This is a genomic window from Dongia rigui, from assembly GCF_034044635.1.
GTDB classification, from domain to species: Bacteria; Pseudomonadota; Alphaproteobacteria; order Dongiales; family Dongiaceae; genus Dongia; species Dongia rigui.
Genome location: NZ_JAXCLX010000002.1, coordinates 442,027 through 455,242, shown reverse-complemented (window position 1 = coordinate 455,242; position 13,216 = coordinate 442,027). Strand labels below are relative to the sequence as shown.

Sequence of the window (13,216 nt, the reverse complement as noted above, 5' to 3'; positions counted from 1 at the left end):
ATCCAATGCTAAACTGCATCCGACTCGAAGCAATGCCCGCGAGGTCACCGGGGGATTATGAAGCAGATCGAGGTAAGGCTGGCCGTGGTGCTCTATGGCGGCGTTTCGCTGGCCGTCTACATCCACGGTGTGACGCGGGAAATTCTCAATCTCATTCGCGCCTCCAAGCTGCTGCACGCCGAAGCCGGTGCCGCAAGCGAGGCGCCGGACAGCACCGCCGTCTATCTCGATCTCCTGAAGTCGCTGGAACCAGACATCGATCTCAGGATCGTCATCGACCTCATCTCTGGCGCATCCGCCGGCGGCATCAACGGCGTCATGCTGGCCCGCGCCCTGGCGCATGACCTGCCGCTCGATTCCCACCGCGAACTGTGGCTGGCCAATGCCGATGTGAGCCAGCTTTCCGAGCCGGCAAGCCTCGTCAGCCGCACCTTGAAGGCTTCACTGGCACCCCTGATCGACCGCGTCCTCATCCGCCGCTTCGGACCGCAGATCGCCGATCCCGAGACGCTCTCCAAGGTGCGCCGTTTCGTGCAGGCACGCTGGTTCACGCCGCCGTTTTCAGGGCGGCGCTTTGCCGGCTGGATGCTCGACGCCTGCGACGGCATGGATGCGGCGGGCAGTGCCAGCACCAGCCTGCTGCCACCCGGACACCGGCTCGACCTGTTCGTCACCGTCACCGACTATCGCGGTCATCGCCACAGCATTGCGCTCCATGATCCGCCGGTCGTCGAGGAAACCGAACACCGCCGCATCCTGGCCTTCACCTGCCGCCGCGCCCTCTCTGGCGAAATGCAGAGCGAGTTCGGGCCTGGGCATGTGCCGTCCCTGGTCTTTGCCTCGCGGGCCACGGCTTGCTTCCCGGGCGCCTTCATGCCGGCGACGGTCGCGGAGATGGATTCGATCCTCGCCGAACGCGGTCGCGCCTGGCCCGCCCGCACGGCATTGCTGACAGACAAGCTCGGGGTCGAGGGCGATCTCGACCAGGCTGCCGCCAACCGTTATTTCATCGACGGCAGTGTCGTGATGAACAAGCCCTTCTCGCCCGTCATCCACGCCCTGGGCGACCGGCCGGCAAGCCGCGAGGTCGTGCGCCGCATCATCTATGTCGACCCCAATCCCCGCGCCGAAAGCCGGCAGCGCAGCGGTGACGGCCCGCCAGGCTTCTTCCGCACGATCCTGGCATCGCTTGCCGTCATCCCGCGCAATGAACCGATTGCCGATGACCTCCTGGGGATCGAGGCGTGGAACCGCCGCGCCAAGCGCATGGCCGAGATCATCAATGCCGCGGACCCGGAAGTCGAGCGCCTGGTCGATGACATCGTGCGTGCCGATCCCGAAAACCCACCCACGATCGCCGAGGTCGGCCGCTTTCGCTCCGCCGCGAATGAAGCGGCCCATCGCGGTGCCGGCTATGCCTATCTCAGCTATCAGAAGCTGAAGTTGCGCGGCGTGTGCGACCAGTTGTCGAAACTGGTGGCAGCGCTCACCTCGACGCCCCGGACCCAAGCCAATGTCGATGCCCTGGCCAGCGCTTTCGACCGCTGGCTGGCCGAAGACCCGGCGCCGCCGGCCCGTACCATCCGCTTCCTGCGCGGCTTCGATGTCGAGTTCCGCCTGCGCCGGGTCCGCTTCGTCATCCGGCGCTTGAATGAACTCTATCGTTCCGGCACCGAAAGCGGTGTCGATGTCGGTTCCGCGGCGATCGACGATCTCAAAGGCGCGCTCTACGAGGCGATCGAACGGGCGGCGCCGCGCTGGGATCCCAAGCTCTATCGCGGTGCGCCGGTCGAGGCCGCCGGTCGCCTCGCCAGCGCCGCCGCCGCTGGGCGCGAGATAGATGACGCCGACCTCGCCGTGATCGAGGAAGCGATGGGCCTCATCCCGATCGATCACACCCTTGACGAGATCATCTCGGTCATGGGCTTTGCCTTTCTGCCGCCGGTCGCACGTCGCGCGGTGGCCAAGGCCTATGTCGGCTTTGCCTTCTTCGACCTCATCACCTTTCCGATCCTGCAGTGGACGGACATGGACGAGATCAACGAGGTATTGGTCGATCGTATCAGCCCCGACGATGCCGATGGCTTGGGGGCGGGAATCACCCTGCGCGGCACCTCGCTGATGAGCTTTGGCGCCTTCTTCAACCGTGCCTGGCGCGAGCATGACTTTTTGTGGGGTCGCCTCAATGCCGCTGAGCGCTGCCTCGATGTCATTGCTTCGGCGATCGGCCCGCGTGCTGCGGCCAAGCTGGATACCGAACGCCTGCGCGGGCGCCTCTTCCTCGCCATCTTGGATTCCGAGGAAGCGCATCTCAACGCCGATCCCACCCTCGTCAGCCGCCTGCGCACCGAGGTCATGGCCCGCTACGGGTTCGAGTGATCAGGCCCGCCGCTCCGCCGACCAAAGTGCCACGGTGAGCTCGCCGCCCGCCAGATGCTGTGGCGGCAAGGGATAGAGCCCGGCGGCCCGGCACCAGCTTTGGATTTGTGCGTCATCGAAGCCCAGCCAGCGATGCGCCTGTTCTTCGCGCAACTGCTCCCGGTGATGCGTCACGAAATCGACGATGACAAGGCGCCCGCCGATGGCCAGCACGCGGCCTGCCTCGGCCAGCGCCGCATCCGGCCGGTCTGCGAAATGCAACACCATGTTCATGGTAATGGCGCCGAAACTTGCATCCTCGAACGGCAGGGCAAACATGTCGGCCTGGCGCACCTGGCAATGGCGCAGCCCAGCGCGAAACAGGTTCGAGCGCGCCACATTCAGCATCTCGCGCGACCGATCGACGCCGATCGCCGATTGCGCGCGCTTGCCCACCAGCGACAGCACATGCCCGGCCCCGGTGCCGATGTCGAGCAGGCTCTCGATCGGCCCATCCGGCAATGCCGCCAGCAATGCCGCATCGACGGCGGCCTGATCGGCATGCAGCGAGCGAATCTGCTCCCAATCGCCGGCGTGCTGGCGGAAGAAATCGGCAACCCGGCTGGTCCAGCCTTCCGAGATCGACTGCAGGCGCTTCAAATCCTGCGCATGCTGCCGGTCGTCGGAGGGCAGCAGATCGACGATGAGGCGCGCCAACTCCCCGCCCGTCCCTTCTTCGGGCAGGCGATACCAAGCCCAGGGTCCTTCCTGGTTGCGCACGAGGACACCGGCTTCGACCAGCAATTTGAGATGACGCGAGATGCGCGGCTGCGACTGCCCCAGGATCTCGACCAGATCGCTGACCGTCAGCTCGGCGTGGGCGCAAAGGCCTAGGATTCGCAAGCGCGTCGCCTCGGCGGAGGCGCGCAGGCCTTTCAAGATCTCTTCCATCATCTCCCCGCATCAATACGGGGATAATGATATTTTTATGTCGTTATCGATAGCAAGGCCGATCTTGGCCTGCCCACCCATGGCCGGCATCAACAAAAACGGGCGGGATTTGACTCCCGCCCGTCACCCTCGCGCCTGGAAATTCCGGGCTTAGAGCTGCAATGTCTTGGCGATGCTGGCCACCACGTCCTTGACCGCCTTGCCGACGATCGGGTGGGCGATGCCAAGGGCAATATTGGCCTCAACGAAGCCAGCCTTGTCGCCGCAGTCATAGCGCGTCCCCTCGAAGCGATAGCCGTGGAACGGCACCTCACCGATCATGCGCGCCATGGAATCGGTCAGCTGGATTTCGCCACCCGCACCCGGTTCCTGTGCGGCGAGGTGGTTGAAGATTTCCGGCTGCAGGATGTAGCGGCCGATGACCGCGAGGCGCGACGGCGCCTTGTCCGGCGACGGCTTTTCGACCAGGCCCTTCACCTCGACCAAGCCGTCTTTGTCGCTACCCGGCGACAGGATGCCGTAGCGGCTGGTGTGTTCCTGCGCCACTTCCATGACGGCGATGATGTTGCCGCCAACCTTGCGATAGACGTCGGCCATCTGCTTCATGCACGACACGTCGCCATGGACCAGATCGTCCGGCAGCAGGACGGCAACCGCTTCGTCCTTGATGAAATGGCGCGCGCACCAGACCGCATGGCCCAGGCCATTGGGTTTCTGCTGGCGGACATAGGCGATGTTGCCGGCCAGCGGCAGCATCTTGTGGAGGAGTTCCAACTCAGCCTTCTTGCCGCGGCGAGTCAGCGTATCCTCAAGTTCGTAGGAATGATCGAAATGGTCTTCGAGGGCCGTTTTGCCGCGGCCCGTGACGAAGATCATCTCCTCGATCCCGGCCGCCTTGGCCTCCTCGACCGCGTATTGGATCAAGGGCTTGTCGACGACGGTCAGCATCTCCTTCGGCATGGACTTCGTGGCCGGCAGGAAACGGGTGCCGAGACCGGCGACCGGAAAGATGGCCTTCTTGAGCGGTTTGATCATTCCATTGTCCTTCAAACAGTGCAGTGCAGCATTTCTGCCATGCGGCCAAAGGCCAGCACAAGCGGCGGCGCGTGAAAAGTCGCCAATATTACCCAAACGTCACGGCACCAACACGCGACGCCGCCCGCTTTGCCCACCAAAATGTGACTTTGGTGAAAATCTAGGCAGGAATATCCGCTTCGGCCGGCGGCAACAGATTGAGCGCGTCAAGGAGGTCGCGGACCTCCTGCCGCGCGGCGACATGGGACATGCGCCACTGGACGCCGGCGTCCTTCCTGGAAAGATCGAGCAGTGTCAGCCCGCGCGGAAACAATTCGCGAAAGATGACACGCTCGGTGAAACCCGGCGCGATGCGAAAGCCGATTCTTTTGGCGAGGTGTTCCAGTAGCTTGCCGATATCGCGTTTGTTGCGCGCATCGAGGCTGGAGAGGCGGTTGCGCATCACCACCCAATCGATGGGCCTGCCGCCCGCCATCGCCCGCCGCTTCCGCTGCTCCCACACCGTCTCGGCATAGACGCTGGGACGTCGGATGGTGGCCCCCTCATCCTCGATGCGGCCAAAGAGGTCGAGGTCGAGGAAGCTGTCATTCAAGGGCGAGATCAAAGTATCGGCCCGGATATGCGCGGCGCGGGAAAGTGCACTGTCGCTGCCGGGCGTGTCGATGAGGATGAAGTCGTTGTCTTTGAGCTGATCGAGGGCGGCGACGAGATTTGCCTCGTCCTCGCGCATCGCCATGTCGCGGCTGTCGGTCTGGCTTTGATTGATCGGGATATGCGTCGGCATCGGCAGCGGCGTCAGCATGCCTTCCGCCGTCTTGCGCCGGTTCTCGACATAGCGCGAGAGCGATCCCTGGCGTGCGTCGAGATCGATCGATCCGACACGCTTGCCAGCCGCCAGCAATGCCACAATGAGGTGCATCGCCGTGGTCGACTTGCCGGAACCGCCCTTTTCATTACCCAGGACGATGATGTGTGGTCCCAACTTTGCCATGCGGTTCAGGCTGCCTTGATCCAGACAGCCGTGTCATGGAAAACCGCGCCGCCATCCGGTTTGCCCGGCTCGTCGGAGACCAGCACGTTGACGCCAAGCCCGCCCGGGAAATCGGCATTGCCCCACAGGCTTTCGATCACCACGACACCGGGCAGCAAACCATCGAAGAATTTGGCATGCAGCTGGATCTTGCCGCGGGCGTTGCCGACTTCAATCGCATCGCCATCGCCGACGCGATACCGCGCCCCGTCTTGCGGATGCACCAGCAATGTCGGCCGCCCTTCCCTGGCGCGCGAGGTGGGCGTCGGCGTGAAGGTCGAATTGAGAAACTGCCGCGCTGGCGCCGTCACCAGGCGCAGCGGGCAATTCTCGCTCGTCGCGTCATTGAGCGCTGCATAATCCGGCAAGGGTGGCAGCCCTTCGACATCCGGCCCGATCGCCGGCCAATCCGGCTTGAAGCGGAATTTCTTATCGGCATGGCCGAAACCGTTGAGGAAATGCGCCGTCTCGAAATCCAGCGCGCAATCTTCCCAATGCGAGTCATAGAGTTCCTGGGCCGATTTGTGGCCGGAAATCTTCAGCGTCTCGTCGATGATCTCCCATTCCGACATGGCAAACCCGCGATGGCTTGCTCCCAGCCGCTTGGCGAGTTCCGCGATAACGTAGTGATTGGGCTTTGCTTCACCCAACGGCTCAATCACCTTGCGCGTGACCTGCAGATGCGTGTGGCCGCTGGCGCGATAGATATCGTCATGCTCCAAAAAGGTCGTGGCCGGCAGCACGATATCCGCCATCGCCGCCGTCTCGGTCATGAATTGCTCATGCACCGCGACGAAGAGGTCGTCCCGCATGAAGCCCTGCCGGACCAGGTTCGAATTGGGGCAGACATTCATCGGGTTGGTGTTCTGGACGATCATCGCCGTCACCGGCGGGCCATCACCGAGGTCCCGCTTGTCGCCGGTAAGGATGGCACCGAGGCGAGATTGGTCGAGCTGGCGCACCGAGGGATCGACCATGTCCAGGCCCTGGATGAGCGTGTTGTTGAGATGGTAGATGGTGCGGTTGGAATAATGTGCTCCGCCACCTTTCTCTTTCCACGCACCCGTGATGGTCGGCAGGCAGCTCACGGCATGCAGATTGACGGCGCCGTTCCGCGTCCGGGAAAAGCCGTAACCGACCCGGATGAAGCTCTTTTTATGGCGACCGTACAGTCTGGCGAAATCGCGGATCGTGGCCGCCGGAATCCCCGTGATCGCCTCGGCCCATTCCGGCGAGCGGCTCGCCACATGGCGCTCCAGCTCATCGGGCGCATCCGCATAGCGGGCCAGATAATCACGATCGGCGAACCCTTCGGCAAACAACACATGCATCACCGCCACCGCCAGCGCACCATCGGTGCCGGGGCGCAGCATCAGATGCTGGTCGGCCGCCTCCGCCGTGCCGGTGCGATAGGGATCGATGACGACCAATTTCGCCCCGCGCGCCTTGCGGGCGCGGGCGATGTGGGTCATCACATTGACCTGGGTGGCGACAGGGTTGCCGCCCCAGACCACGATGAGATCGCTTTCCGCCATCTCGCGGCTGTCGACACCGCGCATCACGCCGACGCCCGCCGCCCAGCCGGCATCCGAGAGTGCTACGCAGATCGTGCTCTTCTGGCGCGAATATTTCTTCTCATGCGTCAGGCGGAAGATACCGTCACGCTGCACCAGGCCCATCGTGCCGGCATAGTAATAGGGAAACACCGCCTCGGCGCCGAAGCGCTTCTCCGCCTCCTGGAACTTCGCCGCGATTTCGTCGAGGGCATCGCTCCATCTCAGGGGCTGATAGGCGGAGCGACCGACGCCCTTCTCACCCACCCGGCGCAGCGGCTGGCTCAGGCGATCCGGATGGTGCTGACGCTCGGCATAGCGCGCAACCTTCGCGCAGACGACGCCGGCGGTATAGCTGTTCGCCTTCGCGCCATGGATGCGGCCGATCTCGGTCGGCGAGAGTCGCTCGACCTCAAGTGCGCAGGTCGAGGGGCAATCATGCGGACAAGCGGAGTGGACGATATCAAAAGGCGCCATAATTCAATGCCATAGCCAATTTTCGGCCGGGTAGCCATCATTCGCGGCACTCTACCCGTTGGCGTGGGGTCCGGCAACGTGATCGACGCAGGCGCCCCGATTCTTAACGGCGCCCATCTCTGCGGCGCCGCCGATCAGCCGGGGCAATCGGCATTGCCGCGGGCTACTTGTCGGCGCCCATATCGCCCGGCACGCCATAGGATGGTGCCGCGTCGGGATTGAGCGCGCGGGTGATATAGGCGTCCATCTGTGGTTGGTAATCTTCCCAGAGGCGCCTGAGACGCACGACCGGATTGTCGTCGCTCCAATCGACGCGGAGATCGGCCAGCGGCCAACTCTGTTCATGGACAACAAGAAGGCCGGCGGAATGCACCGGCCCCATCTCACCGCCCGCGACAATGCCGGTCTGCAATCCCGCCAGCAGCCGATCGGCGAGATGCCGGCCCTTCGACTGCACGAATGCCTTAACCATGGCTGCCGGCACATCCGGGTTCTGCAGCAGATTGCCGGCGGCGACGCAATCCTCAGCCTCGGCCACATTGTTGGTGCCCAGCGTCTTGGCGCCCGTCCAGTGCGCCGTGCGCCCTTGTTTGTCGATGATCGTCACCTGACGGTGCTGTGACGATGGCGCCTTGGCCATCAAGGCCTTCAACGCATCCGGCGCACTCATCCCTTGCGCCAGCAGATCGAGTCCCTGATTGCCAAGGCGTGGATCGGTGACGTTCTGTGTGGCAACCGCCCCCACGCCGGCCCTGGCCCAGGGACAGCGTGAGGCGACAGCGATGGAGGAGGTGGTGATTGCCACCCCGAACATGCCGGTATCGGCGCAACGGCCAACGAGCGAGAAGGTCATCCGGGCCCTATCCTTACTTCTTGCGGGCCGCCCTTTTCTTCGCTGTTTTCTTGGCGCGGTCCGCCTTGTCGGCGGTGTCCTTCCATTGCAACGCGGCGGGCGGCTCCTGGATATTCTTCATACGACTTTCCGGGATCACCGCATAGGCGTCGATTTCCATCACCCATTCGGGCCGCGCGAGGCCTTGCACGACGAGGCCGGTCGAGACCGGATAGACACCTTTGAGATGCTTGCCCACCACGCGGTAGACATCCTCGCGGTAACGCGGGTCGGTGATGTAAATGACGATCTTGCAGATATCGGCAAGCTTCCCGCCCTGCTCTTCCAGAAGCTGCTTCACATTGCGCATCGCCTGTTCGGATTGCTGGGCGGCGCTGCCGACGCCGACCATCGAACCATCGAGCGCCTGGCCGACCTGGCCGCGCAGGAAGATCGTGTTGCCGGCACGGACCGACATCGACAGATCATTGTCGAGGGTCTGCTCGGGATAGGTCTTCTTGGTGTTGAACTTGCGCAGTCTTACGTGGCTATAGCTCATTATCTCAGCTCTTCTTCCATTGGTCCATGACGCGGTCCGACAGTCCGGCACAATCCTTCACATAGGATAGGGCGTTCGACATATCGAAATTCATATAGATGTGATTGAGATGTGCAAAGGGCGGTGACTGGGCGAACAGCTCGAACGTCACCATATGCCCGGCGCGGTCGGAATTGAGCAGGTCACGCGCGAAGGCCAGCAGCTTGCGGCGATCCTCCGCCTGCCAGAATTCATTGACCGAATAGTATTTCTGCATCCAATCCTTGATTTCCGGATTGTCGAAGGTGGCCTTGTCCGGTGTGACACAGATCTGCCCACCACACAATTCGCGCGCCAGATGCATCATCGCCGGCAACTGGTTGATGGCGGCATAGCGCCCGGTGAACAGCAGCGACGCATTGGGCATCAGCAATCCGCCAGGGCTCTGCTGCGCCATGGTGATCGACGCGATGAGATGGGCGTTGATCGCCTCACGGTACTGCATGAGAAGGGCCAACTTTTCACGCACCGCCTGCTGCGCGTCGAGGCCGGTCTGCCGGGCGTTGAACGCCGCCGCCCCCAGCATCAGATCGGCGATGTAGAGCAGCCGCAGCGTGAAGGGATAGGCGCTGTAGCGGTGCAGCGTGCCACGGATAAAAGCCGCTGCCTTGGTATGGCGATAGAACAGCACGTTTTCCCACGGGATCAGCACGTCGTCGAACACCAGCAGCGTGTCGACCTCGTCCACGCGGTTGGAAAGCGGATAATCGTCGGCCGAGGCGCGCCCGGTGAAACCGGAGCGGCAGATATGCTTCAAGCCCGGCGCACCCATGTCGCAGATGAACCCCAGGGCGTAATCGCTGAGCTTGTCATCGCCCCAATTGGCAATGGTGGGCTTGACGAAGGCCTGGTTGGCGTAAGCCGCGGCGGTTTCATACTTGGCGCCGCGCACGATGATGCCCTTGTCGGTCTCCTTCACCAGATGCAGCAGCATGTCCGGGTCCTGGTCCTGCGGCCGCTTGGAACGGTCGCCCTTGGGATCGGTATTGGCCGAGACATGGAAGGTGTCGGAATTGAGGACGTGCTGGATATGGTGCTCGATATTCTTCGAGAATTGCGGATCGACCTCGTTGAGGATGTCGCGGCCGTCATAAAGCGACCACATCTCGCCCACCGTCTCGTCACCGACGCGCACGGCATAGCCCCTGATGTCGCGCATGACGGCGTCGATGGCACGGCGCTTGGCATGCCAATCTTCCTGGGTATGCGGCAGCTTGTAGCCGATGCAGTTTTCCTGGCCCGTCGTCTCGTCGCGATAGGACATGACCGCTTTGGTCTTCTCCTCATGCGCCATGTCATAGATACGGGCGCGCACGTCGACGATCGGCTTGAAGGCCGGATGCGTCGTCACATCCTTTACCTTCTCGCCATTGATCCAGATCTGCCGGCCGTCCTTCAGACTGTCGCGGTATTGGGCCCCGGTGCGCAGCATTGATGGTCTCCCCCTGTCCGGCGCCGATCATTGGCATGCATCCAATTCGCAACCATCTTGCCCGGCGACGCCGGCAGTGAGAAAATATTATTATCATTCGATTTGGATCGGATTTACCAATGCCGTTCACCTTGAAGCAGCTGCGCTATTTCGTGGCGACCGCCGAAACCGGGTCCGTCACCCTGGCGGCACAGCGGGTCAACATCTCCCAGCCCTCGGTTTCAGCGGCGATTGCCGAGTTGGAGAGCCGCTTTGGCGTCGATCTGTTCGTGCGCCACCATGCCCAGGGGTTGAGCCTCACCGCGGCGGGCCGCGAGCTTCTGACCGACGCCAAGAGCCTCCTCGAACATGCCGACGATGTGCGCCAGGGCGCCATGGGGTTGGGCCAAGATGTGGCGGGCGAGCTCCACATCGGCTGCTTTCAAACGGTGGCGCCACTGGTGCTGCCGCGCCTCATCGGCACCCTATCGACACATCATCCCGAGATCAGCGTGAAGCCGCATGAACATCATGTGCAAGGGGTGCTCGACGGGTTGCGCGCCGGCGAATTCGAATTCGCCCTCACCTATGACCTCGGCCTCGATGATGACCTCGAGTTCGAGACGCTGACCGAAGTGCCGTTGCATTGCATCCTTGCCAAGGGCCATCCGCTCGCCAAACAGAAGGCGGTGGCCATCGCCGATCTCATCGCCTACCCGATGGTGCTCCTGGGCCTCCCCCACAGCCGCGATTATTTCCTCTCCATCATCTATGGCTTAGGCCTGCAGCCGCGCGTCGCCTATGAGACGCCGAATTTCGAGATGGTGCGCGGGCTGGTCGCCAATTCCGATGCCTTCGCCATCATGCATTCGCGGCCCAGCAGCGAATGGTCGCTGGATGGAAGACGTCTCGTCTTCCTGCCCATCAAAGAGAAGCTGCGCCCGACCCGGCTGGGCCTTGTGCGCCTGAAGAAGCTGCGGCCGACCAAGCGCGCAGCTGCCTTTGCCGAATTGTGCCGCCAGCATTTCGCCCGCGAACGTGGTTAAGGAAGGTTTTCATTCGCGCCAAGACCGTCTTACGCGCCAATCGCAGCATTAGTAGGACAAAAGGCCGACACCCCAGCAACTTGCGCAGCCGGTCAATTCGCGGATGCAAAACGCGTATCCCATCGTATTGAATCGGCAGCAAAAGTTAACGCCATCTTTACATTTTCATCATGCGGCGCATACTTCGCACCATCCGATTGGCGGGAAATCGACCATTGAGTCGGAAAACACGGCCCCACCCATCCGGAGGGGGTCTGGTCCATGCAGAGCCAACGGCAGGGGAAATGCCGCTGCGTCGGACCGCAAACTGAGGGGGTTATCAATGTCTGTGCCTAGTCATCATGACGAGGACGTAAAAGTCCTCCACTCCATGGGATATTCCCAGGAGCTGTCCCGCCGCATGGGCGGGTTCCAGAACTTCGCGATCTCGTTCTCCATCATCTGCATCCTCGCCGGCGGTATCGGCGCCTACACGGTCGCTTTCGGCGCGGCCGGCGGCGGCTCGATCGGCATCGGCTGGCTGGTCGGTTCTTTCTTTGCGTTGGTCGTCGCTGCGGCGATGGGCCAGATCGCCTCGGCTTATCCGACGGCGGGCGGCCTCTACCACTGGGGTTCGATCCTTGGCGGCCGCGGCTGGGGCTGGGCGACAGCCTGGATCAATCTGATTGGTCTCCTCTTCGTTGTCTCTTCCGTCAATTACGGCGTCTATCTTCTGGCCCGCGATCTCATCTTCGTCGGCATCTTCGGTGCCGATGGCGCGAGCTTCACGGGGACACATCTGCTGATCGCGGTCGTGCTGATTACGCTCAGCCAGGCCGTGCTCAATTATTTCGGCATCAAGGTCACCACGATCCTGACCGATTTTTCGGGCTATCTCATCCTCGGCGTTACGGTGATCCTGATCGGGAGCTTCCTCTTCGGCTCATCCGTGCCGCTCGATTTCTCGCGCATCGTGACCTTTACCAACAACACCGGTGATCCCGGCGCTGGTACATGGCCGGCCACGGGCAGCCTGTTCTTTGCCTTTGTGCTGGGCCTGCTGCATGTCTGCTACACCATCACTGGTTTCGACGCGTCGGCTCATACTGCCGAAGAAACCCGTGATGCGCAGCGTGCCGTTCCGCGCGGTATGCTGACCTCCGTGTTCTGGTCTGCTGTGTTCGGCTGGGTGCTGGTGGTTGCCATCCTGCTCGCCATGCCGGATGTCACCGAAGGCGCCAAGCAGGGCTGGTCGGTGTTCTACTGGACCCTGGAATCGACCACGGTTCCCGCGGGCCTCAAGAGCGCTCTGGGTGTCGGCATCGTGCTGTCGAACTATCTTTGCGCCCTGGCAGGCATGACCTCGCTCTCGCGCATGATCTACGCGTTCGCGCGTGACGGCGGCATTCCGGGCGCGTCGAAGTTCCTGCGTCAGGTCAGCCCGACCCACCGCACACCTGGTCCGGCCATCTGGGTTGGTGCAATCCTCTGCATCATTCTGGGTTACGTTGCCGGCGCCGATGCCAACGCCTACATCATTCTGGCGTCGGGTTGCGCAGTGTTCCTCTATGTCTCCTACATGATGCCGATTGCCGCTGGCCTCCTGGCTGAAGGCAAGAGCTGGACCAAGAAGGGTCCGTTCAACCTCGGCATCTGGTCGAAGCCGATTGCTGTCGTCGCCATCATCGGCGCCGCCGTACTCGCCTTTGTCGGCTTCCAGGAACCGTATCAGCTGGTTGGCCAGTTCCTCGCCGCAGTCATCGTGTTGTTGATTGTGGTCTGGTTCGCCTTCGAAAAGAGCCGGTTCCCCGGTCCGCCGCTCACGGAAGCCGACGTCAAAGCGCGTCAGGCGGAAATCGCCAAGGAAGAAGCGGCGATCGGTGGCGCTAGCTAATCTCCACAGCACTTCAACAAGCGATCTGGGGAGGCAGTGCAAACTGCCTCCC

10 protein-coding genes are annotated in these 13,216 nt (G+C 62.6%); 3 read left to right on the top strand and 7 right to left on the bottom strand.

Annotation, left to right across the window (positions count from 1 at the left end; genetic code table 11):
- The first annotated feature begins 57 nt into the window (after positions 1-57).
- Entirely contained in the window at positions 58-2,379 is a 2,322-nt protein-coding gene (locus tag SMD31_RS13605; RefSeq protein WP_320501444.1) for a patatin-like protein, read from the top strand.
- Here the strand turns inward: SMD31_RS13605 and SMD31_RS13600 are convergent, their stop codons facing one another.
- The 7 genes from SMD31_RS13600 to SMD31_RS13570 form a co-directional block, all read right to left on the bottom strand.
- Complete coding sequence (locus SMD31_RS13600) at positions 2,380-3,312, bottom strand: ArsR/SmtB family transcription factor (RefSeq protein ID WP_320501443.1); 933 nt, start codon at positions 3,310-3,312, stop codon at positions 2,380-2,382.
- A gap of 147 nt (positions 3,313-3,459) precedes the next feature.
- Complete coding sequence (galU, locus tag SMD31_RS13595) at positions 3,460-4,344, bottom strand: UTP--glucose-1-phosphate uridylyltransferase GalU (RefSeq protein WP_320501442.1); 885 nt, start codon at positions 4,342-4,344, stop codon at positions 3,460-3,462.
- A gap of 160 nt (positions 4,345-4,504) precedes the next feature.
- Positions 4,505-5,335, bottom strand: a complete 831-nt coding sequence (locus tag SMD31_RS13590; RefSeq protein WP_320501441.1) for a division plane positioning ATPase MipZ — start codon at positions 5,333-5,335, stop codon at positions 4,505-4,507.
- Between the two features lie 5 nt (positions 5,336-5,340).
- Positions 5,341-7,404: a molybdopterin oxidoreductase family protein gene (locus SMD31_RS13585; protein WP_320501440.1), complete on the bottom strand. Its 2,064-nt coding sequence runs from the start codon at positions 7,402-7,404 to the stop codon at positions 5,341-5,343.
- Positions 7,405-7,567: 163 nt separating this feature from the next.
- Complete coding sequence (locus SMD31_RS13580; protein WP_320501439.1) at positions 7,568-8,257, bottom strand: DUF1028 domain-containing protein; 690 nt, start codon at positions 8,255-8,257, stop codon at positions 7,568-7,570.
- Positions 8,258-8,270: 13 nt separating this feature from the next.
- The gene (locus SMD31_RS13575) at positions 8,271-8,795 is read right to left on the bottom strand and encodes a RidA family protein (protein WP_407652134.1); all 525 of its coding nucleotides are present in this window, start codon (positions 8,793-8,795) and stop codon (positions 8,271-8,273) included.
- Between the two features lie 4 nt (positions 8,796-8,799).
- Positions 8,800-10,266 (bottom strand): 4-hydroxyphenylacetate 3-hydroxylase family protein, encoded by a 1,467-nt coding sequence (locus SMD31_RS13570; RefSeq protein WP_320501438.1) that lies wholly within the window; start codon positions 10,264-10,266, stop codon positions 8,800-8,802.
- Positions 10,267-10,385: 119 nt separating this feature from the next.
- Here SMD31_RS13570 and SMD31_RS13565 point away from each other — a divergent pair, with 119 nt between their 5' ends.
- Both SMD31_RS13565 and SMD31_RS13560 read left to right on the top strand, forming a co-directional pair.
- On the top strand, positions 10,386-11,291 hold the full coding sequence (locus SMD31_RS13565; protein ID WP_320501437.1) for a LysR family transcriptional regulator: 906 nt from the start codon (positions 10,386-10,388) through the stop codon (positions 11,289-11,291).
- Between the two features lie 370 nt (positions 11,292-11,661).
- A complete protein-coding gene (locus SMD31_RS13560; protein WP_320501436.1) occupies positions 11,662-13,164 on the top strand; it encodes an amino acid permease in 1,503 nt (500 codons plus the stop codon).
- The last annotated feature ends 52 nt before the right edge of the window (positions 13,165-13,216 follow it).

Coding starts and splice junctions, on each gene's coding strand:
- galU (WP_320501442.1), bottom strand. CDS start 4,344: ATGATCAAACCGCTCAAGAAGGCCATCTTTCCGGTCGCCGGTCTCGGC.
- SMD31_RS13565 (WP_320501437.1), top strand. CDS start 10,386: ATGCCGTTCACCTTGAAGCAGCTGCGCTATTTCGTGGCGACCGCCGAA.
- SMD31_RS13575 (WP_407652134.1), bottom strand. CDS start 8,795: ATGAGCTATAGCCACGTAAGACTGCGCAAGTTCAACACCAAGAAGACC.
- SMD31_RS13560 (WP_320501436.1), top strand. CDS start 11,662: ATGGGATATTCCCAGGAGCTGTCCCGCCGCATGGGCGGGTTCCAGAAC.
- SMD31_RS13570 (WP_320501438.1), bottom strand. CDS start 10,266: ATGCTGCGCACCGGGGCCCAATACCGCGACAGTCTGAAGGACGGCCGG.
- SMD31_RS13585 (WP_320501440.1), bottom strand. CDS start 7,404: ATGGCGCCTTTTGATATCGTCCACTCCGCTTGTCCGCATGATTGCCCC.
- SMD31_RS13590 (WP_320501441.1), bottom strand. CDS start 5,335: ATGGCAAAGTTGGGACCACACATCATCGTCCTGGGTAATGAAAAGGGC.
- SMD31_RS13580 (WP_320501439.1), bottom strand. CDS start 8,257: ATGACCTTCTCGCTCGTTGGCCGTTGCGCCGATACCGGCATGTTCGGG.
- SMD31_RS13605 (WP_320501444.1), top strand. CDS start 58: ATGAAGCAGATCGAGGTAAGGCTGGCCGTGGTGCTCTATGGCGGCGTT.
- SMD31_RS13600 (WP_320501443.1), bottom strand. CDS start 3,312: ATGATGGAAGAGATCTTGAAAGGCCTGCGCGCCTCCGCCGAGGCGACG.